The organism is Crassaminicella indica (assembly GCF_019203185.1).
Classification (GTDB): domain Bacteria; phylum Bacillota; class Clostridia; order Peptostreptococcales; family Thermotaleaceae; genus Crassaminicella; species Crassaminicella indica.
Genome location: NZ_CP078093.1, coordinates 611,039 through 635,933, shown reverse-complemented (window position 1 = coordinate 635,933; position 24,895 = coordinate 611,039). Strand labels below are relative to the sequence as shown.

General features: G+C 34.6%; 30 protein-coding genes. 29 read left to right on the top strand and 1 reads right to left on the bottom strand.

Translation table 11 applies throughout. The annotated features are described in order from the left end of the window. The first annotated feature begins 136 nt into the window (after positions 1–136). The 29 genes from KVH43_RS03105 (at position 137) to KVH43_RS02970 (ending at position 24,527) form a co-directional block, all read left to right on the top strand. The gene (locus tag KVH43_RS03105) at positions 137–853 is read left to right on the top strand and encodes a ZIP family metal transporter (protein WP_218283420.1); all 717 of its coding nucleotides are present in this window, start codon (positions 137–139) and stop codon (positions 851–853) included. Between the two features lie 303 nt (positions 854–1,156). Next, the gene (locus tag KVH43_RS03100) at positions 1,157–2,212 is read left to right on the top strand and encodes an L-threonylcarbamoyladenylate synthase (RefSeq protein WP_218284061.1); all 1,056 of its coding nucleotides are present in this window, start codon (positions 1,157–1,159) and stop codon (positions 2,210–2,212) included. Between the two features lie 4 nt (positions 2,213–2,216). Beyond that, positions 2,217–2,678: a low molecular weight protein arginine phosphatase gene (locus KVH43_RS13190; protein WP_255547798.1), complete on the top strand. Its 462-nt coding sequence runs from the start codon at positions 2,217–2,219 to the stop codon at positions 2,676–2,678. Positions 2,679–2,765: 87 nt separating this feature from the next. Further along, entirely contained in the window at positions 2,766–3,215 is a 450-nt protein-coding gene (gene rpiB / locus KVH43_RS13185) for a ribose 5-phosphate isomerase B (RefSeq protein WP_255547797.1), read from the top strand. Between the two features lie 60 nt (positions 3,216–3,275). Further along, complete coding sequence (upp, locus tag KVH43_RS03090) at positions 3,276–3,905, top strand: uracil phosphoribosyltransferase (RefSeq protein WP_218283419.1); 630 nt, start codon at positions 3,276–3,278, stop codon at positions 3,903–3,905. A gap of 276 nt (positions 3,906–4,181) precedes the next feature. Next, the gene (locus tag KVH43_RS03085) at positions 4,182–4,628 is read left to right on the top strand and encodes a deoxycytidylate deaminase (RefSeq protein ID WP_218283418.1); all 447 of its coding nucleotides are present in this window, start codon (positions 4,182–4,184) and stop codon (positions 4,626–4,628) included. Between the two features lie 67 nt (positions 4,629–4,695). Further along, complete coding sequence (locus KVH43_RS03080; RefSeq protein ID WP_218283417.1) at positions 4,696–5,733, top strand: glycosyltransferase family 4 protein; 1,038 nt, start codon at positions 4,696–4,698, stop codon at positions 5,731–5,733. A 40-nt stretch (positions 5,734–5,773) separates the two neighbouring features. Then, positions 5,774–6,892, top strand: a complete 1,119-nt coding sequence (wecB, locus tag KVH43_RS03075; RefSeq protein ID WP_218283416.1) for a non-hydrolyzing UDP-N-acetylglucosamine 2-epimerase — start codon at positions 5,774–5,776, stop codon at positions 6,890–6,892. 130 nt (positions 6,893–7,022) lie between these two features. Beyond that, positions 7,023–7,358 carry a DUF3870 domain-containing protein gene (locus KVH43_RS03070; protein ID WP_218283415.1) on the top strand — a complete coding sequence of 112 codons (336 nt, stop codon included), beginning with the start codon at positions 7,023–7,025 and terminating at the stop codon, positions 7,356–7,358. A gap of 136 nt (positions 7,359–7,494) precedes the next feature. Continuing rightward, positions 7,495–8,853, top strand: coding sequence for an aspartate aminotransferase family protein (locus KVH43_RS03065; protein ID WP_218283414.1), 1,359 nt, complete (start codon positions 7,495–7,497; stop codon positions 8,851–8,853). A gap of 4 nt (positions 8,854–8,857) precedes the next feature. Next, on the top strand, positions 8,858–9,673 hold the full coding sequence (locus KVH43_RS03060) for a beta-keto acid cleavage family enzyme (RefSeq protein WP_218283413.1): 816 nt from the start codon (positions 8,858–8,860) through the stop codon (positions 9,671–9,673). Positions 9,674–9,781: 108 nt separating this feature from the next. Further along, positions 9,782–10,429 carry an acetate CoA-transferase subunit alpha gene (atoD, locus tag KVH43_RS03055; protein ID WP_255547796.1) on the top strand — a complete coding sequence of 216 codons (648 nt, stop codon included), beginning with the start codon at positions 9,782–9,784 and terminating at the stop codon, positions 10,427–10,429. Positions 10,430–10,432: 3 nt separating this feature from the next. After that, positions 10,433–11,083, top strand: coding sequence for a 3-oxoacid CoA-transferase subunit B (locus KVH43_RS03050; RefSeq protein ID WP_218283411.1), 651 nt, complete (start codon positions 10,433–10,435; stop codon positions 11,081–11,083). Between the two features lie 525 nt (positions 11,084–11,608). Beyond that, a complete protein-coding gene (locus KVH43_RS03045) occupies positions 11,609–11,830 on the top strand; it encodes an AtpZ/AtpI family protein (RefSeq protein ID WP_218283410.1) in 222 nt (73 codons plus the stop codon). Positions 11,831–11,961: 131 nt separating this feature from the next. Beyond that, entirely contained in the window at positions 11,962–12,369 is a 408-nt protein-coding gene (locus KVH43_RS03040; protein WP_218283409.1) for an ATP synthase subunit I, read from the top strand. Continuing rightward, a complete protein-coding gene (gene atpB, locus KVH43_RS03035; RefSeq protein WP_218283408.1) occupies positions 12,369–13,064 on the top strand; it encodes a F0F1 ATP synthase subunit A in 696 nt (231 codons plus the stop codon). Before KVH43_RS03040 ends, atpB begins: the two co-directional genes overlap by 1 nt. Before the next feature lie 30 nt (positions 13,065–13,094). After that, positions 13,095–13,898 carry an ATP synthase F0 subunit C gene (gene atpE, locus KVH43_RS03030; protein ID WP_218283407.1) on the top strand — a complete coding sequence of 268 codons (804 nt, stop codon included), beginning with the start codon at positions 13,095–13,097 and terminating at the stop codon, positions 13,896–13,898. 47 nt (positions 13,899–13,945) lie between these two features. Next, on the top strand, positions 13,946–14,212 hold the full coding sequence (gene atpE, locus KVH43_RS03025) for an ATP synthase F0 subunit C (RefSeq protein ID WP_218283406.1): 267 nt from the start codon (positions 13,946–13,948) through the stop codon (positions 14,210–14,212). Positions 14,213–14,269: 57 nt separating this feature from the next. Then, a complete protein-coding gene (atpF, locus tag KVH43_RS03020) occupies positions 14,270–14,773 on the top strand; it encodes a F0F1 ATP synthase subunit B (RefSeq protein WP_218283405.1) in 504 nt (167 codons plus the stop codon). Then, the gene (locus KVH43_RS03015) at positions 14,761–15,303 is read left to right on the top strand and encodes a F0F1 ATP synthase subunit delta (RefSeq protein WP_218283404.1); all 543 of its coding nucleotides are present in this window, start codon (positions 14,761–14,763) and stop codon (positions 15,301–15,303) included. The genes atpF and KVH43_RS03015 overlap by 13 nt, the downstream gene beginning before the upstream one ends. 18 nt (positions 15,304–15,321) lie before the next feature. Next, the gene (gene atpA, locus KVH43_RS03010; RefSeq protein WP_218283403.1) at positions 15,322–16,836 is read left to right on the top strand and encodes a F0F1 ATP synthase subunit alpha; all 1,515 of its coding nucleotides are present in this window, start codon (positions 15,322–15,324) and stop codon (positions 16,834–16,836) included. An 88-nt stretch (positions 16,837–16,924) separates the two neighbouring features. Further along, positions 16,925–17,785 carry an ATP synthase F1 subunit gamma gene (gene atpG, locus KVH43_RS03005; protein ID WP_218283402.1) on the top strand — a complete coding sequence of 287 codons (861 nt, stop codon included), beginning with the start codon at positions 16,925–16,927 and terminating at the stop codon, positions 17,783–17,785. Positions 17,786–17,815: 30 nt separating this feature from the next. Then, positions 17,816–19,210 carry a F0F1 ATP synthase subunit beta gene (gene atpD, locus KVH43_RS03000; protein WP_218283401.1) on the top strand — a complete coding sequence of 465 codons (1,395 nt, stop codon included), beginning with the start codon at positions 17,816–17,818 and terminating at the stop codon, positions 19,208–19,210. Positions 19,211–19,247: 37 nt separating this feature from the next. Further along, positions 19,248–19,652, top strand: coding sequence for a F0F1 ATP synthase subunit epsilon (locus tag KVH43_RS02995; protein WP_218283400.1), 405 nt, complete (start codon positions 19,248–19,250; stop codon positions 19,650–19,652). 130 nt (positions 19,653–19,782) lie between these two features. Beyond that, the gene (locus KVH43_RS02990; protein ID WP_218283399.1) at positions 19,783–20,325 is read left to right on the top strand and encodes a YueI family protein; all 543 of its coding nucleotides are present in this window, start codon (positions 19,783–19,785) and stop codon (positions 20,323–20,325) included. A gap of 160 nt (positions 20,326–20,485) precedes the next feature. Further along, a complete protein-coding gene (locus KVH43_RS02985) occupies positions 20,486–21,232 on the top strand; it encodes a YwmB family TATA-box binding protein (RefSeq protein WP_218283398.1) in 747 nt (248 codons plus the stop codon). Positions 21,233–21,328: 96 nt separating this feature from the next. Beyond that, positions 21,329–22,585, top strand: coding sequence for a UDP-N-acetylglucosamine 1-carboxyvinyltransferase (gene murA / locus KVH43_RS02980; RefSeq protein WP_218283397.1), 1,257 nt, complete (start codon positions 21,329–21,331; stop codon positions 22,583–22,585). Positions 22,586–22,713: 128 nt separating this feature from the next. Beyond that, positions 22,714–23,694 carry a stage II sporulation protein D gene (spoIID, locus tag KVH43_RS02975; RefSeq protein ID WP_218283396.1) on the top strand — a complete coding sequence of 327 codons (981 nt, stop codon included), beginning with the start codon at positions 22,714–22,716 and terminating at the stop codon, positions 23,692–23,694. A 74-nt stretch (positions 23,695–23,768) separates the two neighbouring features. Further along, positions 23,769–24,527, top strand: a complete 759-nt coding sequence (locus tag KVH43_RS02970; protein ID WP_218283395.1) for a M23 family metallopeptidase — start codon at positions 23,769–23,771, stop codon at positions 24,525–24,527. Positions 24,528–24,552: 25 nt separating this feature from the next. On the opposite strand, the gene spoIIID is transcribed toward KVH43_RS02970, so the two are convergent. Then, on the bottom strand, positions 24,553–24,807 hold the full coding sequence (gene spoIIID / locus KVH43_RS02965) for a sporulation transcriptional regulator SpoIIID (protein ID WP_218283394.1): 255 nt from the start codon (positions 24,805–24,807) through the stop codon (positions 24,553–24,555). Positions 24,808–24,895: the final 88 nt, after the last annotated feature.

Sequence of the window (24,895 nt, the reverse complement as noted above, 5' to 3'; positions counted from 1 at the left end):
TCAAATAATCATATATACAAAGGATAAGTTTTCTTAGCAAAATAAAATCTTTATAAGTATTCTCTAATATTTTCATAATTTATCATGCTGAACATTTAGTTGGATAGTTGTACATCTATATAATGGGGGTAAGAGGATGGAAAGAATATGGATGATTACCTTAGTTGGTTTGGGTGTAGGGGTATTGGGAACAGGTCTTGGGGGCATAGTTACTTTTTTCATAAAGGATCCAGGAAATAGATTTTTAAGCTTTATTTTGGGACTCTCTAGTGGACTCATGTTGTCTATTGTATGCTTTGATTTATTGCCAGAAGCTTTTTATATAGGAGAATTGTATATTGGTATATTGGGGATTATTACAGGGGTGTTGATTATTGCTTTTATAGATGGGCTGTTACCCAAATACAACAAGAGTTTTATTAAAACAGGATTATTATTAGGCATTGGTATATCTCTTCACAATTTTCCTGAAGGGTTGGCTATTGGGTCAGGATTTATAGCAGCGAATAATTTAGGTATAGGGATATCTACTGTTATAGCTCTTCATAATATGCCAGAAGGAATATCTATGGCAGCACCTATGCGAGCAGGAGGAGTTTCTCCATTTAAAGCATTTTTTTATACAATACTAGTAGGGATTCCTATGGGAGGAGGAGCTTTCATAGGAGCGATTTTGGGAGAAATATCCAAAGGTTTTATTGCCTTTTGTCTAGCTTGTGCAGGAGGAACAATGCTTTATATAACCTGTGAAGAACTAATACCGCAATCAAAGAGCTTGCATTTTAAAAGAGTGTCAAGCTTTGGGTTTATTTTAGGGTTTATATTAGGTATTGTTATATCAAAAGAGTTCTAAAGTTCTTTTCTGTTATCTGTATAGTTGTCGAAATTGTAGACAAAATATTAAGTTGGCTAAATTAAAAAGAAACGAAGGTATGTTGGCCGCATACCTTCGTTTCTTTTTTTGTTACTAATCGTACATATTTTGATACCACAATGAGCCACACTGTTTATATCAAAACTAAATTTCTTATTTATATTATAACATATATAAAGATTTATATGCAATTTATTTTGATATACAAAAGTAGAATTTATGTTTTATTTTGGTGTATAATAATGAAAGAAATTTATGTTTATATAAGAGGTGAAGTTAGTGATTGAAACAAAGGTCTATGAAATAGATCCAAAAGCTATTGATGAAGCACAATTAGAGGCTTCAGCACAGGTGTTAAGAAGTGGTGGTACAGTTGCTTTTCCAACGGAGACGGTTTATGGTTTAGGGGCAAATGCCCTTGATGAAAAAGCTGTAAAAAAAATATTTGAGGCGAAGGGAAGACCTTCTGATAATCCTCTGATTGTACATATATCAAAGCTTAATGAGCTTGATGCTTTGGTAGAGGAAATACCTCCAAATGCAAAAAAAGTAATGGAAAGGTTTTGGCCGGGACCGATTACGATTATATTAAAAAGAACAGATAAGATACCAGATGTAATTACAGCAGGATTAGATACAGTGGCAATTAGGATGCCTTCTCATCCTATTGCAAATAAATTGATCGAGATGGCAGGTGTGCCAGTTGCGGCTCCTAGTGCCAATTTATCAGGAAAGCCTAGTCCTACAAAGGCAGAACATGTAATCCATGACTTAAAGGGGAAAGTAGATGTGATTATTAGTGGGGGGAACTGTGATGTAGGACTTGAGTCTACAGTAGTGGATATGACAGGTAATATCCCTATGATTTTAAGACCTGGTGGTGTAACTAAAGAGCATTTAGAAGAGATATTTGAAAAAGTAGAAGTGGACAAGGCTATAGAAGAAGGGAATCAAGCCCTGACTCCAAAATCTCCGGGAATGAAATACACTCATTATTCTCCACAAGCAGAGGTTATAATATTAGAAGGAGATATGGAAAGCGTTGTAAAAGCAATTCATAAGCTTCAAGAGGAAAAGGAAGCACAAGGACTTCGGGTAGGTATTATGTGTACAGATGAAACAAAAAAATTGTACAAAAATGGTGTTGTTATTTCTATGGGAAGCAGAAAAGATTTAGCAACTATTGCCAATCACCTTTTTGCAGTCCTTCGTCAATTTGATGCTGCAGGAGTGGACATTATTTATGCAGAGGGTGTAGAACAAAAGCTTTTAGGACATGCAGTGATGAATAGAATGATTAAAGCTGCTGGATATCATGTAGTGAAGGTTGGGAGGTAAAAAAATGAAGACGGTTTTGTTTGTATGTACTGGAAATACCTGTAGAAGTAGTATGGCAGAAGCAATTTTTAAAAATATGCTTGAAAGCTTAGGAAAAAAAACAGAGGGATTAAAAGTAATTTCTGCTGGAACTGCTGCATTGATAGGTCAGAGTGCATCTAAAAATGCTATAGAGGTAATGAATAAAAAAGGAATAGATTTAAGCACTCATGAGGCAACTTTAGTGACTAAGGAATTGCTAGAAGAGGCAGATTTAGTTTTGACTATGACAAAGAGTCATAAACAACAATTGTTATTTATGGCTCCTGATATGAAAGATAAAATATATACCCTAAAAGAATATATAGGAAAAGATGGAGATATACTAGATCCTTTTGGACAGCCTGTCTCAGTTTATGAAGCATGTGCTAGAGAAATTGAAGAAATATTAAAGGAGTTAGCAGAAAAGCTTGTAGGAAAAAATTAATCAAATAGAATGTATTTAAAATACTTGACAATAAACGTATTGTGGCATAAAATCAGAAAGGTTATAAAGAATTGGAGGGAATTTTTTATGAAGATTGCTTTAGGCAGTGACCATGGTGGGTATCACTTAAAGGAAGCTATCAAGAAATACCTAGAGGAAAAAGGTATAGAGTGTGAAGATTTTGGAACTAATTCTACTGAATCTGTAGATTATCCAGAGTTTGGTATGAAGGTAGCAGAAGCTGTTGTTTCAGGCAAATGTGAAAAAGGAATTGTTTGCTGTGGAACAGGAATCGGTATATCTATATCAGCCAATAAAGTACCTGGGGTAAGATGTGCTGTCGTTTCTGATACTTTTTCAGCGCAGATGTCAAAAGAGCATAATAATGCAAATGTATTAGCATTAGGAGAGAGGGTAATCGGTATAGGACTTGCACTAAAAATTGTAGATGTGTGGTTAAATACTGAATTTGCTGGAGAAAGACATCAAAGAAGAATTGATAAAATTACAGATATTGAGAAAAAATATTCAAAATAAGATGAAGCTTTACGTTTAACAACTAATTGCAAACTTAAATCATGAGAGGAGATGTGTAGGATGGAAAAGGTATTTGTGATGGATCATCCATTGATACAGCATAAACTTACTTTAATAAGAGATAAAAATACTGGTTCAAAGGAATTCAGAGAGCTTGTGAAAGAAATTGCTATGCTTATGGCTTATGAGGTAACAAGAAATCTTCCTTTAGAAGAGGTAGAGATCGAAACGCCTGTATGTAAGACTAAATCAAAGGTATTATCAGGAAGAAAGCTAGGCATTGTACCGATATTAAGAGCAGGTCTTGGTATGGTTGATGGAATGTTAAGCCTTATTCCAGCTGCTAAAGTAGGTCATGTAGGACTTTATAGAGATCCAGAAACACTAGAGCCTGTAGAATATTACTGCAAGCTTCCAGCAGATGTAAATGAAAGAGATTTAATAGTAGTAGATCCAATGCTTGCTACAGGTGGTTCTGCAAATGCTGCCATCCAATTCATCAAAGACAGAGGGGCAACAAGCATCAAGCTTGTCTGTTTAATTGCTGCTCCTGAAGGTGTAAAAGCAGTTCGTGAAGCGCATCCTGATGTAGAAATTTATGTAGCTTCTGTAGATGAGAGATTAAATGATCATGCATATATCATTCCAGGTCTTGGAGATGCAGGAGATAGACTATTTGGTACAAAATAGATTGCTAAAGAATATAGCAATAGCAACTCTAATTAATTCAATTAACTGAACAAAAAAGAAGAACAAGTGTGTTCGCATTTGTTCTTCTTTTTTTGCTTGAAAATGCAATCCCAACAAATGTTTTACGAAATTTTTTTAGTGGCAGTTCATACATACACAAAAAAAGGAAAAACTGCATATAATAAGATAATGGGATTTTTATATATAAAAATATAAAGGAAATGAGATAAACATGTAGAATATTATACAAAATATAGTTTTTAGGAGGAGTAGAATATGCGACCGAATTGGGATCAGTATTTTATGGAAATGGCAGAGGTTGCAAAAACTAGATCTACCTGTTTAAGAAGAAAGGTAGGAGCTGTGATTGTAAAAAATAAGAGAATACTTTCTACAGGTTATAATGGAGCGCCTACAGGAACTGCTCATTGTCTAGATGTTGGTTGTAGAAGAGAAGAGCTTAATATTCCATCAGGGCAAAGACATGAACTGTGCAGAGGACTTCATGCAGAGCAAAATGCTATAATCCAAGCAGCATATCATGGTGTAAGCATAGCAGGGGCTACTTTATATGCAACGCTTCAGCCATGTGTATTATGTGCAAAAATGGCAATTAATGCAGGTATACGAAGAATTGTTTTTAAAGGAAGCTATCCAGATAAGCTTTCTATGGAAATTTTGAAGGAAGCAGGAATAGAATTAGAAAAATTTGATAATATTTAACATTGAGTTTTTGTGGTTTTTGCTGTAAAATGACTATGGATACGTGAAAATTAAGGAGTGTTTTTCTGTGAACAAATACTTTTATGTATTTTTTGTAGCAGCAGTTGTGTCATTTTGTATGACACCACTAGCAAAGAAAATTGCACATAAAGTAGGCGCTATAGATGTACCGAAGGATGAAAGGCGTGTACATAAAAAGCCTATACCGAGAATGGGTGGGCTAGCTATATTTTGGGGATTTATTGTAAGCGTACTAGCCTTTGTGCCTTTAGACAGACCTATTCAAGGTATGCTAATAGGCGGCAGTATGATTATTATTATGGGAATAATGGATGATCTGAAGCCTTTATCAGCAAAAGTAAAGCTAGTGGGACAAATCATTAGTGCTGCAATTGCAGTTTATTATGGTATAAAAATCCAAGTGCTTAATGTTCCTTTTATTGATTACCAATTGAATGTTGAATATTTAGGACTAGGTATACCTGTTACAATATTTTGGATTGTAGGGATTACGAATACATTAAACTTGATAGATGGATTAGATGGATTAGCAGCAGGGGTTGCTACTATTGCAGCAATATCTCTTTCTTATGTAGCTTATTTTAATGAAAGCTATATAGCAGCAATGATTACATTGGCTATTGCTGGATCATGTATAGGCTTTTTACCTTACAACTTTAATCCTGCAAAAATATTTATGGGGGATACAGGTTCTTTATTTTTAGGATATATGCTAGCAGTTGTTTCTGTATTTGGCTTGACAAAAGGGGCAGTAGCTATTGCTACTGTAGTTCCTGTACTTGCTTTAGGACTTCCTATATTTGATACAACCTTTGCTATTGCAAGAAGGATATTAAATGGAAGACCTATTATGGAGCCAGATAAGGGTCATCTTCACCACAAGCTTTTATCAACAGGGATGGGGCAGAAGAGAACTGTGATAATCCTTTATGTCATAAGTGGTACATTTGGTGTAAGTGCAGCTCTTATGACTAGAAGTGTTGGCTGGGATTCGCTATTTATTATCCTTGCAGCCTGTGCACTTATGTATATCAGTATTGGTATGCAAAAATATGAAAAACAAAAAACCAGTCATAAAGAATAGGCCAGGAATATTTCCTGGTTTTTTTATAGGGGGAGATAGAATGAAAAAACTAAAGATCATGTCAATATTTGGAACAAGACCTGAGGCTATTAAAATGGCTCCAGTAGTAAAAGCACTAGAGGAGGATGAAAAAATCGAGTCTGTTGTTTGTGTAACAGCACAGCATAGAGAGATGCTAGATCAGGTTCTAGATTTATTTAATATAAAGCCTCATTATGATTTGAATATTATGAAGCCTGGACAGACTTTGAGTCAGATTACATCAAGGGCGCTTATAGGACTTGAAGGTGTCATAAAGGAAGTAAAACCGGATATGATTTTAGTTCATGGAGATACAACAACTACCTTTGTAGGTTCATTGGCAGCATTCTACAATCAAGTAAAGGTAGGACATGTAGAGGCAGGATTAAGAAGTCATAATATGTATTCTCCATATCCTGAGGAGATGAATAGAACTCTTACAGGAAGAATGAGTCATCTTCACTTTGCACCTACAAAAGGAAATAAAGAAAATTTACTGAGAGAGGGAATAAAAGAGGAAGCTATTATTATAACAGGCAATACAGTGATTGATGCACTTCTTCAGGTGGTAAGAGATGACTATATTTATGATGATGAAAGCTTAAATAATATTGATTATGATAATAAAAAAGTGATTTTGATGACCTCTCACAGACGTGAAAATCTAGGACAACCTATGGTAAATATTTTCTCAGCTGTAAAAGAAGTGGTAAAGCAAAATGAAGATGTAGAAGTAATCTTTCCTGTTCATCTAAATCCAAAGGTGAGGAATTTAGCTTATGAAATATTAGGAGGAGAGGAAAGGGTGCATTTGATTGAGCCATTAGATTATGAGCCTTTTGCTAACTTAATGGCAAAAGCTTATTTGATTTTAACAGATTCTGGAGGTATTCAAGAAGAAGCTCCTTCATTGGGAAAACCTGTACTTGTTCTTAGAACTGAAACAGAAAGACCAGAAGCTGTAGAGGCAGGTACTGTAAAAATGGCAGGTATCGAAAAAGAAAAAATAATTGAGCTTACAAATGAACTTATTAATAATGAAGAAGCTTATAATAAAATGGCAAATGCAGTAAACCCATATGGAGATGGAAAAGCAGCAAAGAGAATCATAGAAGCTATAAAAATGTTTCTTATGTAAGCTTGAGAAAGAAATAGGAAAAATCAGTAAAATAAAGAAAGCTTTAAATAACAGAATGATTTGCTTTGAAATGATTCTTGTTATTTTTGTGAATTTTTTATAAAATAAGAAAAAGAAATTTGGTGATAGGATGAAAAAATATAATGAAAATGCAGTATATTTTATTTCTTATGCCAAGCTACCGAAGGAAATCCCAGCAGCAAATATGCATAGAGTTGTAGGAGTCGGGCTTATTATAAATAAGGCTACAGGAATAATTGAAGATACATCCTGTACATTGATTACAGAAGAAGCAAGAGCTTTTATAAAGCAAACGATTGTAGGTTATAATGTTCATGAAAATGGTATAGAGCCTTTGATTGAGAAGGTGAAAAATAGATTTCATGGTTTATCTCAAAGGGCAATATGTGTTGCGCTCAAGGGAACTTATGAAAAATATATGATTTGGAAAAAAGAAAATGAATAATTACTGCTTTACTTGCAGTAAGGATGCAACCCATACTTACTAAGTGAGTAAAATCCAGTACATTAAGCTACACAATGTGTGTCTTTTTGTACTGGATTTTTTTATAAAAAATAAATCATATAAAGGGGTCTTGAAAATGAGCTTAAATAAAGCACCTAAAAATTATGTGTTTTACAGAAATCAAAATTGGCATTATCCCAAAATTGAAAGGGGAGATGGTATATATCTTATTGATGAAAATGGAAATAAATATATAGATGGATGCTCAGGCTCTGCTGTTGCCAATATTGGGCATGGCAATAAAGAGATTGCTGAATTTACAAAAGAGCATATGGAAAGAATTGCATTTACCCATCTTTCAAGATGGACAGTAGATAGTATTGAAAAATGTGCCAAAAAGGTTGCAGAGTGGGCGCCGGGAGATTTGAATCATGTATATTTTGTATCTGGTGGTTCAGAATCAACAGAGACAGCTATAAAAATGGCAAGACAATATTTTGTTGAAAGAGATGGAGAAGGAACTAGCAAATGGAAGGTTATTTCTAAATGGAATTCATTTCATGGAAATACAATAGGAGCATTATCTATGACAGGTATAACTGGAAGAAGGAAGGTTTATGATCCTATACTAATAAATTTCCCTAAAATTCCTCAATTTTACCATTATAGAAATCCGTGGGGATGTAAAACGCTGGAAGAAACAAGTATAAAAGCTGCTGAGGCTCTAGAAGCTGAAATATTACATCAAGGGCCACAAAATATTGCTGCATTTATTACTGAACCAGTAGTAGGCTCAGCAGCACCAGGAGTGCATCCTACAAAGACTTACTTTAAGATGGTAAGAGAAATTTGTGATAAATATGATGTAATATTGATTGTAGATGAGGTAATGGCTGGCTTCGGAAGAACTGGTAAGAAATTTGCAATAAACCATTTTGATATTGTACCAGATATTATTACTACTGCAAAAGGTATGAGTTGTGGCTATACCCCTATAGGTACTGCTATTGCATCAGAAAAAATATTTAATACTATCATGGTAGAGGGAAGTGGACATTTTATTCATGGTCATACTTATGCTGGCAATCCTTTGTCATGTGGAATAGCAAACAAGGTAATAGAAATTATTGAAAGAGAAAACTATTTAGAAAATGTAGCAACACAAGGCGAGTATCTGATGAACAAAATGCAAAGTCTATACAAATATCCAATCGTTGGGGATATTCGTGGAAAAGGTCTTATGATTGGTATAGAGTTTGTAAAGGATCAAAATACAAAAGAACCATTTGATGTAAAAGAAAATTTAAAGGGCATTTTAACAAATAATTGTTTAAAAGAGGGATTGGTAATATACCCTGGAGGAGGAAGTGCAGACGGGATAAGAGGAGATCACTGCTTAATTGCACCACCAATTAATATTACTAAAGAAGAAGTAGATAAATTGTTTGATGCTTTTGAAAAAGGAATTAAAAAGACTGTAGATGAGGTGAGATGATAAAATGGAAAAATTAATTATTACTATTGCTCATACGGGGAATGTTCCGACTAAAGAATTAAATCCACATACACCTGTTACTATAGAGGAAATTGTAGACGATATTAAGCTTTGCAGAGAGTTAGGGGCAGCTGTTGCCCACATTCATATAAGAGATGAAGATGGAAAGCCGACTAGCAGAAGAGATTTATTTGAAAAGGTTTTAAAAAAATTAGAGGAAGAAAAGGTAGATATCATAAGACAATTATCTACTGGTGCAAGAGGTGGGGAAAATACTATTTTCTGGAGAGGACAAATGCTAGATTTAACGGGAGCAGAAATGGCAAGCTTATCCACAGGCTCTTCAAATTTTCCAACAAGCGTGAATGCCAACTCTCCAGAACTTATTGAAGCTTTGGCTAAGAAAATGTATGACAATGGCATTAAACCTGAGATTGAAGCCTTTGATGTTGGAATGATCGACAATGCAAGGAGACTTCTTAAAAAAGGAATTTTAAAAGGACCGCTTCATTTTAATCTTGTTATGAATGTACCTGGTGCTATTGCAGGAACACCTAAAAACTTAATGCATATGGTAGAATGTCTACCAGAAGGCTCTACCTTCAATGTATCAGGAATAGGAAGATCTCAAATAAGCATGATTACAATGGCTATTATATTGGGTGGACATGTAAGAACAGGATTAGAGGATGTTATAAAATATGACAAAAATACTTTAGCTACTAACGCGATGCTTGTAGAAAGAGTAGTAAGACTTGCAAAGGAGTTAGGAAGAGAAATAGCAACACCTGATGAGGCAAGAAATATTTTAGGGCTTTAGGTTTGGATATAAAAATATAATGAAATCTGCAAAAAATAGAACAATTTGTCGCATATATATGATAAAATGGTATGGGCGAGGCATGGGCCATTTATGGAGGTGTTTGTTGTGAAAAAAGTAGTTACATTAGATGAAGCTATGAATCATATAAAAGACGGCATGACAATCATGATTGGTGGTTTTATGGCTGTAGGAACACCAGAAAAATTCATGGATGCACTAGTGGAAAAAGGAGTTAAAGATCTTACTATCATTGCAAACGACGCAGGATGGCCTGATAAAGGAATTGGTAAATTAATAATTAACAAGCAGGTAAAAAAAATAATAGCTTCTCATGTTGGACTAAATCCTGAGGTAGGAAGACAGATGAATGCAGGAGAAATAGAGTGTGAATTAGTACCTCAAGGAACACTTGCAGAAAGAATAAGAGCAGGTGGAAACGGGTTAGGAGGAATCCTAACACCAACAGGAGTTGGGACAATTGTAGAAGAAGGAAAAGAAAAAATTACAGTAGATGGAAAGGTTTATCTTCTAGAGAAACCATTAAAAGCAGATGTTGCTTTAGTTGGTGCTAGTATTTCAGATAAAAAAGGAAATCTTTATTATAATAAAGCAACTAGAAATTTCAATCCACTAATAGCAACTGCTGCTGATTTAGTGATCGTAGGGGCAGAAAAAATTGTTGAGGTTGGAGAAATTGATGGAAATGATGTAATGACTCCAGCACTTTACGTTGACTATATTGTGGAGGTGTAGAAGATGAACGCAAAAGAAATAATAGCAAGACGTGTAGCTAAGGAATTAAAAGATGGAGATGTAGTAAATTTAGGAATTGGGTTACCAACAATGGTAGCAAATTATATTCCAAAGGAGTTGGATATTACTTTCCAATCTGAGAATGGATTCGTAGGATTAGGACCTGCTCCTGAAGAAGGAAAAGAAGATAAGGATTTAGTCAATGCAGGAGGGCAACCTGTAACAGCAGTAAAAGGCGCAGCTTTTTTTGATAGTGCTACTTCCTTTAGTATCATAAGAGGAGGACATGTTGATGCAACTGTTCTTGGAGCACTTCAAGTAGATGAAAAAGGAAACCTTGCAAACTGGATGGTACCTGGAAAAATGGTTCCGGGTATGGGTGGTGCAATGGACTTAGTAGTTGGAGCGAAGAAAGTAATTATTTCTATGACCCATACGCAAAAGGGTAAGCCAAAAATTTTAAAGGAGTGTACTTTACCGCTTACTGCTGAAGGGCAAGTAAATATGATCGTTACTGAAATGGGTGTAATGGAGGTAACAGATAAAGGTATTGTATTAAAGGAAATCAATCCTGAATATACTGTAGAAGACGTAAAAAAAGCTACAGAAGCAGAATTGATAATTGCAGATGATTTAAAGGAAATGGAAATATAATATTTATAATTAAGGGCAGTCCTATATTTAGGGCTGCTTTTTGTATATAAAAAAGTGTTATATCTAGGAATCCAACTTTAACATAAAAAAAAGAAATATATAAAGATAAGTGAATGACTTCGATAACTTTTGTAAAAAAACTTACTGAAATTTCATGAAAAATACGTTAAGAACCTTCATTGTTTGAACGAAGTGAGTTTTGAAGGTTTAGTATTTTTTATGGAATGAAGTTTTGTTTTTTCAAAAGTTATCGGGAATGAACTATCTTTTATATTTCATTTTGATGTTGTTTATCTATAGCAAAAGTATAAAATATCGAATGCATTTATTTAGAAAAAGTTATATAATTAAATGAAATAGTATAAAATTGTTTTATAGCAAAATTTTTCAATTAAACCTACATTATACATTACATGTATATAGAATGCAACGCGAATTTTGTAAAAGTTTGAGGAAATAATATCCATATACTTGTATATTTTATAGTTAGTGGTATAATGGTATAAGGGGGAGAATTTTTTTATAATGAGGAATTATTCAAATATCTTTAAAAATCTTGCACTCTTAACACATATAGGAATACTTATGATCATACCAATTTTTGGAGCTGTTTATTTGGGGAACTTGGTTGATCAAAAATTAGGAACGAATAATATATTTTTGATAGCATTTATTATACTAGGAGTAGGCTCTGGTTTTTTAAATGTATATAAAGTAGTTATGAAAGACATCAAAAAGAAAAAATAAAAAATTTACAGCGAAGTGTCAAAATATTAAAACGCATTTGAAAGAAGAAAAGGAAACGTTTTCATATTGCAAAATGTTCCAGTAAAAAAAGTGGTGTTAGGAATGCTCGTATTGAAAGGAAGTGCAAGCTTTTGGGATATACTTGGGATTTGCAGTTAAAGCTTTTTAAATATACTATAGCCATTATGATTGTTCTAGCTGTAGGCTTTGCAATTTGTATACAAAATCCACTCCCTATGATTTTTGGACTTGTATTTGGAACATTCATAAGCATGTTGAATTTTAGGCTTTTAGCATTAACCTTGGAAAAGGCAGTACATATGATACCGCGACAGGCACAGCTTTATGCATCTAGTAGATATTTTATAAGATATATTATAAGTGGCATTGTTATTTTTATAGGCATTAAAGCTGAGTATTTAAATGTAATTGGGGTAATAATAGGTTTAGTGATGATTAAAATTATTATTCTCGCTACAAACCTATTTAATGATTTATCATTTTATAAAAGAATATTTATAAGGAAGGAGGGAAAATAGTGGAAGGAGGATTTGGTCCAAAGATTGTTTTTGAAATTGCAGGAATTAAAGTTACAGAAACTGTAACAAACACTTGGATTATTATGGCCTTGCTGATTCTATTTTCTTTTTTAGCAACTAGAAAGCTTGAGCAGATGCCAAAAGGGCTTCAAAATTTTGTAGAGCTTTTGGTGGATGGCATATACAAGCTGACAGCTCAAACTATGGGGAAAGATAAGATAGGGTTTGCACCTTACATAGGAACACTTTTGATATACCTTGTATGTGCAAACTTAGCAGGGTTATTTGCATTAAGACCACCAACAGCAGATGTTAATACAACTATGGGGTTAGCATTGATTACTTTTTTTATGATTCACTTCTTTGGAATGAAGAGAAAGGGAGTTGGAAAATATCTGAAGGGTTTTTTAGATCCAATTCCACTTATGCTACCGATGAATATTATTTCAGAGTTAGCAACACCTATTTCACTATCTTTCCGTTTATTTGGAAATATTGTAGGAGGCCTTATTATTATGAGCTTGTTATATGGAGGGCTTGCAGGAATAGGTGCAAAGTTAGGAATTATGATACCAATATTTCAAGTTGGTATACCAGTTCCACTACATTTGTATTTTGATGTGTTTGCTGGAGTATTACAATCATTTATATTTTCAATGTTGACAATGGTATTTGTATCCATGGCTATGGATTAATCCATCTCAACTTGAACAGGAGGTGAACAGATGGAGAATACCAATTTTATTGTAACTTTTTTAAACTGGCTGCTAAGCTTTGACAAGAAGGCTTTAATTCTTGGAGCATCAGCTATTGGAGCAGGCTTTGCAATGATAGCAGGGATAGGACCTGGTATTGGACAAGGCTACGCAGCAGGAAAAGGTGCAGAAGCAACTAGTGTTAATCCAAAGGGATCAAAGCATTCAACTATGATTATGCTTTTAGGTGCTGGTATTGCAGAAACTTCAGGGATATTATCATTAGTTATTGCATTGATATTGCTATTTGGAAATCCACTCATTAAACAAGATGGAGATGGTTTGATTATTGCTGTATCAGCTATATCAGCAGGTATTGCAATGATAGCAGGGATAGGACCTGGTATTGGACAAGGCTATGCAGCTGGGAAGGGCTGTGAAGCAGCAAGTATTAATCCAGATGGTTCAAGACCTTCAACTCTAGTAATGTTGTTAGGATCAGCTGTTGCACAAACATCTGGAATATTTTCATTAGTTATTGCATTGATATTAATGTATGCAAATCCTTTGGTGACAGGACATCAAGCTACTATTGTTGTAGCTGCATCAACATTAGGAGCAGGTATTGCAATGATAGCAGGGATAGGACCTGGAGTTGGACAAGGGTATGCAGCAGGAAAAGGAACAGAAGCTACAGGAAGAAGACCAAAATATCAGTCAAATATTATTAAGACGATGATTCTTGGTCAGGCAGTAGCACAAACTACAGGAATATACGCTTTAGTTATTTCTTTGGTGCTTATGTTCGCGAATCCGTTAGTAAAACTTTTATAAATTCAAGAATTCAAAATATTATGCAAATACAAAAGGAGGAATACATAATGGAACCTATTACAGGAAAAGCATTAGTATTAGCATGTTCAGCAATTGGTGCAGGACTTGCAATGATAGCAGGGATAGGACCTGGTATTGGACAAGGGTATGCAGCAGGAAAAGGTGCTGAAGGAGTTGGTAGACAGCCTGAAGCACAGGGAGATATTATTAGAACAATGCTTCTTGGAGCAGCTGTTGCAGAGACAACAGGTATTTATGGTTTGATAATTGCGTTGGTTTTATTATTTGCAAATCCACTAATCAAGCTTTTATAGTATTTAAGATCTATCTAAAAAAGCAGATTATCTGTTTAGAAAGGAGGCAGCTATACTATGACAGGATTAGTGGAATTGAACTGGACGATTATATTGCAGATTGCTAATATGCTTATATTATTTATAGCTTTAAAGATAGTCCTTTTCAAGCCTGTTCATGAATTTATGCAGTCAAGACAGGATAATATTTTAGCATCAATAAAAGAAGCTGAAGAAAAAAATAAAGAAGCAGAGAAAAGAAAAAAAGAATATGAAACAAAGCTTCAGCTTGCAGAAGAAGAAGGTAGACAGCTTATAAAGGAAGCATCTAAAAGAGCAGAAAAAAGAGCAGATCAAATAATAAAGAATGCAGAAAAAGAGGCTTCTCAAATATTAGAAAGAGCTGAATTAGAAATAAAGAGAAAGCAAGAACAAGCTGTGAATGAACTTAAAAATGAAATGGCTTCCCTTGCACTCATAGCTGCTAGCAAAATCATTGATAAGACTTTAGATGAAAAAGAGCATCGTGGCTTGATAAAAGAATTTATTGATGAGGTAGGGGACGCTAGATGGCAAAATTAATAGAAAAAACTTATGCAGATGCGTTATTTGAAGTAGCTGTTGAGGGAAATCAGTTAGAGAGCTTAAAAGAAGAAATACTTTTTGTTTTAGATGCTTTTAAAGCTTATCCAGATTTTTATCAGTTGTATAATACTCCTCAAATCAGTAAAGATGAGAAAAAAAAGATCATAGAAGAGACTTTTAAAGAAAAGATCAGTACTGAAATGATGAATTTTTTGAAAATCCTTATAGATAAAAGAAGAACCATGTATTTTGAAGGGATTGCAAAGCTATTTAAAAAGCTTGCAAATGATCATAATAATATGATAGAAGGTACAGTAACTACGGCTGTGCCTCTGAAGGATGAAGAAAAATTGATGCTTGAAAATAAACTTTCAATCACAATAGGAAAGAAGGTACAGCTTAAAAATATTGTAGATCCATCTATTATTGGTGGAGCTTTAGTAAAAGTAGGAGACAAGGTAATCGATGGCACAATTCAAAGCCGTCTTGATACAATGAAAAAAGACCTTGCACAAATATTAGTTTAGGAGAGCGGTGATATAAAGATGAATCTCAGACCTGAGGAAATCAGTTCAATTATAAAAGAACAGATCAAAAGATATGAAAATAAGCTTCGAGTTACTGATGTGGGTACTGTTATTCAGGTTGGTGATGGTATTGCCAGAATCCACGGATTAGAAAAATGTATGGCAGGAGAGCTTTTAGAGTTTCCTGGAGACGTCTATGGAATGGCTTTAAACCTGGAAGAAGATAATATTGGTTGTGTGCTTTTAGGCTCAGATCAAAATATAAAAGAGGGAGATATTGTAAAGCATACAGGAAGAATTGTTGAGGTGCCTGTTGGAGACAGCTTGATTGGTCGTGTAGTTAATGCACTAGGTCAGCCTATAGATGGAAAAGGACCTATAAAATCAGAAAAATACAGACCTATTGAGAATGTAGCTCCAGGAGTTATTGAAAGAAAATCTGTTCATCAGCCACTACAGACAGGAATCAAAGCAATAGATGCAATGATTCCTATTGGTAGAGGTCAAAGGGAGCTTATTATCGGAGATAGGCAAACAGGAAAAACAGCTATTGCTATCGATACTATATTAAACCAAAAGGAAGAAAATGTTATTTGTATTTATGTTGCTATAGGGCAAAAAAAATCTACTGTAGCACAAATTGTAAAGACTTTAGAGGATCATGGAGCTATGGATTATACGATTATTGTATCAGCTACTGCTAGTGAATTAGCACCTCTTCAATATATTGCTCCATATGCAGGCTGTGCTATGGGTGAAGAGTTTATGCATAATGGAAAAGATGTACTCATTATTTATGATGATTTATCAAAGCATGCTGTAGCATATCGTGCAATGTCATTATTGCTTCGCCGTCCACCGGGACGTGAGGCATATCCAGGTGATGTATTTTACTTACATAGTAGGTTGCTTGAGCGTGCTGCAAAATTAAACGATGATTTAGGAGGAGGTTCGCTAACAGCTCTTCCGATTATTGAGACACAGGCAGGAGATGTTTCTGCATACATTCCTACTAATGTAATATCTATTACAGACGGACAGATTTTTCTTGAGTCAGAATTATTCTTTGCAGGTCAACGTCCTGCTGTAAACTCTGGTATATCTGTATCAAGGGTTGGTGGAGATGCACAGCTTAAGGCTATGAAAAAAGTTGCAGGAAAGATAAGACTTGAGCTTGCACAATATAGAGAGCTTGCAGCCTTTGCTCAATTTGGTTCAGAGCTTGATAAGGACACAAGAGAAAGATTAGAGCAAGGTGAAAGACTTATGGAAATATTAAAGCAGCCTCAATATGAACCTGTTCGTGTAGATCGTCAGGTTATGATTATTTATGCTGCTATCAATAAATATTTAAGAGAAATTCCAGTAAATAAGATTAGAAAATTTGAAGTAGAGTTTTATGAATTTATGGAAAACAAGCATTCAGAAATCGGTGAAGAAATTAGAAGCACAGGAAATTTAAGTGAAGAGTTAGAAGAAAAATTAAAAGCTGCTATTGAAGAATTTAAAGGGATTTTTAAAATAGAAGAATAAAAAAGCCTGCCACCGACTGGCTAAGGGCTAACCACGAACGGCTAACGATAGCCCCTAAACGTTAACCGTTATGGATGGAGGTGAATATATGGCAGGGATGGGTATGCGTGATATAAAGCGCAGAATCAAAAGTGTAAACAGTACAAAGCAAATTACAAAGGCGATGGAGCTTGTATCATCAGCAAAATTAAGACGTGCAAGAGAGCGTGCTGAAAGATCAAGACCTTATTTCCATACTATTCAAGATACAGTCAAAGATATATTTTCAAATGTTAAAGGAATTAAGCATAAGTTTTTAGAAAAAAGAGATATCAAAAGAAGCTGTTATATTGTGATAACAGCAGATAGAGGCTTATGTGGAGGCTATAATATCAATGTCATTAAAAAAGCATTAGAAAATATGGAACAAAAACAAGGGGTATCTGTTGTAGCGGTAGGATCTAAAGGACGAGATTATTTCAGGAACAGGAAATATGAATTAGATGGAGAGTTCATCCATATTTCAGAAAAGCCAACATATAGTGATGCAAAAAAAATAAGCAATCTCGTACTTAAATTATATGAGAAAAAAATGATAGATGAAGTATATCTTGTATATACACAGTTTATAAGTACTGTATCCCAAAAGCCAGAGGTTATTAAACTGCTTCCGCTGAGCATGGATGATAATACAGAGAAAAAGGAAAGCTTTGAATATGTTTCTTATGATCCTTCTCCGGAAAGCTTATTAAACTACATTGTACCTAAATATATTGAGAGTACAATATATGGTGCATTAGTAGAAGCTTCTGCTAGTGAACAAGGGGCAAGAAGGGTAGCTATGGAAAATGCTACAGATAATGCAGAGGAAATGATTAGCAAATTAACATTAAATTACAATAGAGCTCGTCAAGCAGCGATCACACAAGAAATTGCTGAAATTGTTGGTGGAGCTGAGGCACTAAAATAGCTCTAGCTGAAGGAAAGGATGTGAATGAGCATGGCGAAAAATGTGGGGAAAATCGTGCAGATAATAGGTCCCGTTTTAGATATAAAATTTAATTCTGAAAAGCTTCCAGAGCTACTCAATGCGATAGAAATAAATGTAGAGGATAGAAAAATTGTAGCTGAGGTAGCACAGCATATAGGAGATGATACTGTTCGTTGCATTGCCATGTCATCTACTGATGGACTTGTACGTGGTACGGAGGCAGTAGATACAGGAGCACCTATTTCTGTTCCTGTTGGGAAAGAAACCTTAGGAAGAATTTTTAATGTATTAGGAGAACCAATAGACTTAAAAGGACCTGCAAATGAAAAGGAAAGATATCCTATTCACAGACCATCACCAAAATTTGAAGAACAGGAAACCTCATCACAAATTTTTGAAACTGGTATTAAGGTAATTGACTTGATTGCTCCTTATGCGAAGGGTGGTAAAGTAGGACTTTTCGGAGGTGCAGGGGTTGGAAAAACTGTACTTATTATGGAGCTTATAAACAATATTGCAAAAGAGCATGGAGGACTTTCTGTTTTTGCAGGTGTAGGTGAAAGAACAAGAGAAGGAAACGACCTTTATCATGAGATGATAGAATCAGGAGTTATTGATAAGACAGCTATGGTATTTGGACAGATGAATGAGCCTCCTGGAGCGAGGATGCGTGTAGCACTTACTGGTCTTACGATGGCTGAATACTTCAGAGATAAGGAAGGACAAGACGTACTTTTATTTATTGACAATATATTTAGATTTACACAAGCAGGATCTGAGGTTTCAGCATTGCTTGGACGTATGCCAAGTGCTGTTGGTTATCAGCCAACACTTGCTACGGAGATGGGGGCGCTACAAGAAAGGATTACATCTACTAAGAAAGGGTCTATTACATCTGTTCAAGCTGTATATGTACCTGCAGATGACTTGACTGACCCAGCACCAGCAACAACCTTTGCGCATCTTGATGCGACAACTGTTCTTTCTCGTGCTATATCAGAGCTTGGAATTTATCCAGCTGTAGACCCTCTAGATTCTACATCTAGAATTATGGACCCTGCTATTGTAGGAGAAGAACACTATAGAGTGGCTCGTGAGGTGCAGGAGGTTCTTCAAAGATATAAAGAGCTTCAAGATATTATTGCGATTCTAGGAATGGATGAATTATCTGATGAAGATAAGCTAGTTGTTTCTAGAGCAAGAAAGATGCAAAGATTTTTATCTCAACCATTCCATGTTGCAGAACAGTTTACAGGTATGCAAGGAAAATATGTTCCGCTTAAAGAAACAATAAGAGGCTTTAGAGAAATTCTTGATGGAAAGCATGACGATCTTCCAGAGTCAGCATTTCTTTATGTTGGAACAATTGATGAAGCAGTAGAGAAAGCAAAGCAAGGAAGCTAGTGTAAGTATGCTTCTACCTGACTATGGAGGTGAAGAAATGGCTTCTACTTTCCAATTGGAAATTGTTACACCTGATCGGAGATTTTTTGAAGGTCAAGTGGAAAGAATTGTAGTAAGAACTATTCAAGGGGATATGGGTATTTTAAAAGACCATATGTTTACAGTAAGCCCCTTAGAAATCGGTGTATTGAAAATAAAGCAAAATGGAAAATATAAAGAAGCTGCATGTGCAGGAGGCTTCATTCAGATCAAAGAGGATAAAACGACAATTATTACAGACTCAGCTGAATGGCCTGAAGAGATAGATATAGAAAGGGCAAAAGCAGCTAAAAAAAGAGCTGAAGAGCATCTTAAAAATCCTCAGGAAAATACAGATGCTTTAAGAGCAAAAGCAGCTCTAAAAAGAGCTTTAACGCGAATAAGAGTAGCAAAGGGTGAATAAATAAAAATCCCAGACACAATTGTGTTTGGGATTTTTATTGCATAGAACACATATAAAGCGAAAAAATAAGATTGACAATAGCTATGAAAAATGCAATAATGTTCAGGAACTTTAGAAATGGGGGTAGTTTATGGAGAAGCAAAGCGAATTAGAAAAATATATAAATTATGGATTATCAGGAACGCCACAAATCAAAGCAGATGAAAAAAGACGATGGCTTGGAGAATTTCGAGAAAGAGTTGTTTTTGCATTGACCTTTGAACAAATAAATAGAAAAGAAGCAGTAAAAGTTGTAGAAGAAAAATGCAAGGATGAAAGAGTTGATAAAATCATTGTAGAAAGCAGTGTCTTAGATACTGTCATAGAAAAGTTTATGGATATAGCTAAGAAATATAATAAAGACTACAAAACAGTAGATATGCAGAATACAAATGGAGAAATTGCACTTGTATTAGCAAGTAGTGAAGCAGTAAATGAAAGCTGTGTATTAATAGAAAAATTACCTGTGCTTCCAGATATATTTTATCATGCTAAAAGCAAAAAGCTGTGTAAAGAGCATATGGAAATATTAAAAAAAGAAGCTCCTATGTTTATAGATGAGTTTGAAGAAATCACATTTTTAGATAAAATGATTGGGATTAAATGCGGTGTTTGTGAGAGTTTAAAAAAATAGATATTTTTTATTATACCGATGTATATTCCCTTTTTCTTCGGTCAATACTTTTAATAACAAGGGAAGGAATAGATAGAGAATATGTTTTCGTCCCCCTTTAACATATTTTTCTTATTTATTTTCTTCCCTTTATATTTTTTATTGCTGAGGGAGAGGGATTATGAAAGCATATTTTAATTTTAAAAAAATTTTTATTTATTTATTTCTGATGATGAACTTATTATTTATGTTATCTCTTAATACGGTAGCTATGACAAAGGAAGAAGGAATAATTAAAGCTTTTAAAAGCACTGATGGAGCAGTAGAAGAAATAAATATCCATGCATATGTAACTATGGATAAAAGCTTTACAAGTCCTTCTAAAGCAAAGGAAATCCTTATGGATTTATCAAAAAAGCTAGCATTAAAGGATCAACAGATAGAAGATGCGTCAATCAGAGAAAATATCCACATATATATAACGGGAAAAGGAAAAAATGATGAAGCAATCTGTATAATTGTCCAGTCTTCTAATAGTGACGATTTAAAAGAAACTAATATTGTGATAGATGCTGTAGATGAAAAAATAGAACATTTAACTAGCTTATCACAAAACATAAAGGAAGCTTTAGATGATTTTGGAAAAGTTAATATAACCTCTTGTATTACAGGGAGCTTTAAGGGGAAATTAGATAATGTGCAGAAGGAAGAAGTTGTGGAAAATATTATAAAAAGTATGGATGCTGTAAAGGTAGAAGTTTTTCGTGATGAAAATATGATTAGTATTACAAGCTTTAGTAGCAAAATAAAAAAGTTTAATTCCTATGGGGGAAGAAAAGTAAATTTACAAATAGCTCTTCGCTACAATTCATATAATGATAAAACAAATATTTGGATTGGAGCGCCGTTTATTGCAATTGGTTATTAAATTTTTAGAATTTTCCTAAAGGATATTTTGTAATAATGTAGAAGTGTTTATTTTGGGTTGTATAAAAACAATGACGAATCTAAAGGAGGCTAGCAGGTGGCGAAAATCGTTATAGAAAAAAGCCCTCCACTGAAAGGGACTGTGAGGGTCAATGGAGCAAAAAACTCAGTATTACCAATTCTTGCTGCAGCTTTATTATCTCAAGAAAAATGTGTTTTAGAAGATATACCTACACTCAAGGATGTGGAAGTAATCGGTGAACTACTCTCATCTATAGGAGCTCGTGTGAAAAGCGATGTTAAATTAGGATGTATTGAAGTTGATGGAAGCAGTATTCATCATTATGAAGCACCTTATGAACTGGTTAGAAAAATGCGAGCATCTTTTTTGGTGATGGGGCCTCTTTTGGCACGAAAGGGAAAAGCTAGGATTTCTCTTCCAGGAGGATGTGCTATAGGGACAAGACCTATTGACCTGCATCTAAAAGGTTTTCATGCATTAGGTGCAGAAATCAATGTGGGACATGGATATGTAGAAGCAAAAGCAGACCGACTTATAGGAAATAAAATATATTTGGACTTTCCAAGCGTTGGCGCTACTGAAAATATTATGATGGCTGCAACAATGGCAGAAGGATTGACAGTAATACAAAACGCAGCAGAAGAGCCAGAAATAGTAGATTTGGCCAATTTTTTAAATGGATTAGGAGCAAAGATTAAAGGAGCAGGAACAGATACTATAAAGATCGAAGGGGTAAAAGAACTAGGTGGAACAAGGCATATGATTATTCCTGATCGTATTGAAGCGGGAACATATATGATTGCAGCAGCTATAACGGGTGGAGATGTACTGATTGAAAATGTACTTTCAGACCATTTAAAGCCTACAATTGCTAAGTTGAGAGAATGTGGTGTTGAAATAGAAGAAAATAGTGATAGTATACGTGTAATAGCAAAAAACGGAATTATCTCTACAGATATTAAAACTTTACCTTATCCTGGATTTCCTACAGATATGCAAGCACAATTTATGACTCTTTTAAGCGTTGCTAAGGGTACGAGTGTTGTCATAGAAACAGTATTCGAAAATAGATTTATGCATGTAGCAGAGCTAAAGAGGATGGGTGCGAATATTAAAATCGAAGGAAGAAGTGCAGTAGTACAAGGAGTAGAAAGCTTACAGGGTACGCAGGTAAAAGCAACAGATCTTAGAGCAGGTGCTGCTTTAATTCTTGCAGGTATGGCAGCAGAAGGAACAACAGAAATTGGAGATGTTTATCATATCGATCGAGGATATGTAAATATTGAAAATAAGTTGAGTGCTTTAGGTGCAAAAATCAAAAGAGTAGAATAAAAAATGTGTCCTTTGTGGCACATTTTTTGTTCTATTCCCCTTTTGTGAAGCATAAGCTATATAGATACGTGATTGTAAAATTTTACTGTCATTAATCTTATAGCAAAAGACACAAAGGGGGAAGAGTGATGAAAAATATATTTGTGTTCATTTTTGCTTTGTTCGTTATTATTATTTGTATACCTATGTTGTTGATTCAAGGCTGTGATGTGCACAAACCTAAGGTTGTAAAAGAACCAATTGTAGAAAGTGAACCGGTTGTACGGGTATATATGCATGAAACAGGAGAAATTAAGCTTTTAAGCTTAGAAGAGTACATAAAAGGTGTTGTGGCAGGAGAGATGCCAGCGGCTTTTCAGATGGAAGCTTTAAAAGCTCAAGCAGTTGCAGCAAGAACTTATGCAGTATCACGAATGAACGCTTATGGAAAAGATGGACATCCAGCACACAAAGGAGCAGAGCTATGCGATAGTGTTCATTGTCAAGTATGGCTTTCAAAAGAAAAATTAAGAAAGCTTAAGTCAGATAACTGGATGAAGGATTACTGGCCTAAAATTGAGAAAGCTGTGGAAGAAACAAAGGGGCTGATTATGACATATGAAGGTGAACCTGTAAAGCAACCTTTGTTCCATTCTACTAGTGGTGGGAAAACAGAAAACTCAGAGGATGTTTTTGCTGCATGGGTACCATATCTTAGAAGTGTAGATAGTCCATATGAAGAGAGAGCTCCACATCTTCAGGATGAACAAATAGTTTCTGCTAAAACCTTTATTGATAAAATTAAAAATAAATATAGTGATTGCAACATAAATTCTTATAAGCTTGATTCTCTAAAGGTATTAGAAAGAAGTGAAGGGGGTAGGGTTTTAAAGCTGAAGGTAGGGAATAAAATCATAACAGGAAGAGAATTAAGAGAATTATTAGGATTAAGATCTGCAAACTTTAAGATAGATGTTGAGGGAGATAATATAAAATTTATCACCAGTGGATATGGACATGGAGTAGGGATGAGCCAATGGGGAGCTAATGGAATGGCAGAGAGAGGATATAAATTTGATGAGATATTAAAACATTATTATGTAGGAGTAGAAATAAACAAAATGAAGTAATAGTGAAAACTTTGATTAAAACCTATGTATGAAATCCATCATAGTGGCAAGAATACTAGATGGAGGTGAGGTATATGGGTTTTAAAAAATGGTCTAAAAATAGGGGGCTTTATAAACTTTTAGACAATGAAGGGTTTTATATCGTTTTGTTTTTATGTGTATGTATCGTTGCAACAACAGCTATGTGGGTTACGAAGAAAAATATTAATCAATTCATAGCAGAAGATATAAAAACGCCGTCAGTAGAAGAAAATCAGTCTTTAGATATAAATGCTTACGATCATTCGCCTTCTATTGTTGTTGAGGATATGGAAGATAAAGAAGAGCTTACAGTTTCATCAGCGGTACTTAAAAAAGATGATAAAATTATTAAGTCAAAGCCTAAGAAAGCAAAAAAAGAGATCGTATCAAATAAAAAAGTACAAATGATAGAGCCTCTAAAGGGAAAAAGAGGAATGGGTTATGCAGCAAATAAATTGATTTATTCAAAGACATTAGATCAATATACTACCCACCACGGAATAGATATTATTGCTTCTGAAAATACCCCTGTTGTGGCAGCATTATCCGGAGAGGTTGTGGAGGTTACTAGGGATGCACAGCTAGGCATTACCATTGCAATATCTCATGGAGACCATATGATTACGAAATATGCAAATCTTAGCACAGAGAAGATGGTTAAGGTTGGAGATTGGGTAGAACAAGGACAGATTATAAGTGGTGTAGGAAAAACAGCTTTATTTGAGACTTTAGAGGAACCACATCTTCATTTTGAAGTGCTTATAGATGGCAAAAATGTGGATCCGAATACATACTTATCTAGTAAAAACTAAAACAGGGGAGCTCCCCTGTTTTTCTCTATTCGTGAATACTTCTATATTTCATCCTTGTTGCTTTGCCGCCTCTTATATGTCTTTCAGCTTTATTTTTATCAAGTATGCGCTTAACTTGACTTGCAACCAGAGGGTTTATCTTAGGAAGGCGTTCAGTTACATCCTTATGGACTGTGCTTTTGCTTACCCCAAACACTTTGGCGGTTTGGCGAACGGTAGCTTTTTCATTTATGATATATTCGGCTATTTCCATTGCTCTTTCTTCTATGTAATCTTTCAATTGTGCAACCCCCTTTATATGAACTCCTTGATAAATATTATGCAGCTTAAACAATCAATAGAACATAAAATAAATAGTTTCAAAAGAT

Excerpts from the sequence above, each read along its gene's own strand:
- KVH43_RS03050 (WP_218283411.1), top strand. The coding sequence starts at position 10,433 with ATGAACGCAAAAGAAATAATAGCAAGACGTGTAGCTAAGGAATTAAAA.
- upp (WP_218283419.1), top strand. The coding sequence starts at position 3,276 with ATGGAAAAGGTATTTGTGATGGATCATCCATTGATACAGCATAAACTT.
- atpE (WP_218283406.1), top strand. The coding sequence starts at position 13,946 with ATGGAACCTATTACAGGAAAAGCATTAGTATTAGCATGTTCAGCAATT.
- atpF (WP_218283405.1), top strand. The coding sequence starts at position 14,270 with ATGACAGGATTAGTGGAATTGAACTGGACGATTATATTGCAGATTGCT.
- atpA (WP_218283403.1), top strand. The coding sequence starts at position 15,322 with ATGAATCTCAGACCTGAGGAAATCAGTTCAATTATAAAAGAACAGATC.
- KVH43_RS03015 (WP_218283404.1), top strand. The coding sequence starts at position 14,761 with ATGGCAAAATTAATAGAAAAAACTTATGCAGATGCGTTATTTGAAGTA.
- KVH43_RS03105 (WP_218283420.1), top strand. The coding sequence starts at position 137 with ATGGAAAGAATATGGATGATTACCTTAGTTGGTTTGGGTGTAGGGGTA.
- KVH43_RS02970 (WP_218283395.1), top strand. The coding sequence starts at position 23,769 with ATGGGTTTTAAAAAATGGTCTAAAAATAGGGGGCTTTATAAACTTTTA.
- KVH43_RS02995 (WP_218283400.1), top strand. The coding sequence starts at position 19,248 with ATGGCTTCTACTTTCCAATTGGAAATTGTTACACCTGATCGGAGATTT.
- KVH43_RS13190 (WP_255547798.1), top strand. The coding sequence starts at position 2,217 with ATGAAGACGGTTTTGTTTGTATGTACTGGAAATACCTGTAGAAGTAGT.
- KVH43_RS03060 (WP_218283413.1), top strand. The coding sequence starts at position 8,858 with ATGGAAAAATTAATTATTACTATTGCTCATACGGGGAATGTTCCGACT.
- KVH43_RS03045 (WP_218283410.1), top strand. The coding sequence starts at position 11,609 with ATGAGGAATTATTCAAATATCTTTAAAAATCTTGCACTCTTAACACAT.
- KVH43_RS03065 (WP_218283414.1), top strand. The coding sequence starts at position 7,495 with ATGAGCTTAAATAAAGCACCTAAAAATTATGTGTTTTACAGAAATCAA.
- atpG (WP_218283402.1), top strand. The coding sequence starts at position 16,925 with ATGGCAGGGATGGGTATGCGTGATATAAAGCGCAGAATCAAAAGTGTA.
- atpE (WP_218283407.1), top strand. The coding sequence starts at position 13,095 with ATGGAGAATACCAATTTTATTGTAACTTTTTTAAACTGGCTGCTAAGC.
- spoIID (WP_218283396.1), top strand. The coding sequence starts at position 22,714 with ATGAAAAATATATTTGTGTTCATTTTTGCTTTGTTCGTTATTATTATT.
- wecB (WP_218283416.1), top strand. The coding sequence starts at position 5,774 with ATGAAAAAACTAAAGATCATGTCAATATTTGGAACAAGACCTGAGGCT.
- KVH43_RS02990 (WP_218283399.1), top strand. The coding sequence starts at position 19,783 with ATGGAGAAGCAAAGCGAATTAGAAAAATATATAAATTATGGATTATCA.
- rpiB (WP_255547797.1), top strand. The coding sequence starts at position 2,766 with ATGAAGATTGCTTTAGGCAGTGACCATGGTGGGTATCACTTAAAGGAA.
- KVH43_RS03070 (WP_218283415.1), top strand. The coding sequence starts at position 7,023 with ATGAAAAAATATAATGAAAATGCAGTATATTTTATTTCTTATGCCAAG.
- atpD (WP_218283401.1), top strand. The coding sequence starts at position 17,816 with ATGGCGAAAAATGTGGGGAAAATCGTGCAGATAATAGGTCCCGTTTTA.
- KVH43_RS02985 (WP_218283398.1), top strand. The coding sequence starts at position 20,486 with ATGAAAGCATATTTTAATTTTAAAAAAATTTTTATTTATTTATTTCTG.
- KVH43_RS03085 (WP_218283418.1), top strand. The coding sequence starts at position 4,182 with ATGCGACCGAATTGGGATCAGTATTTTATGGAAATGGCAGAGGTTGCA.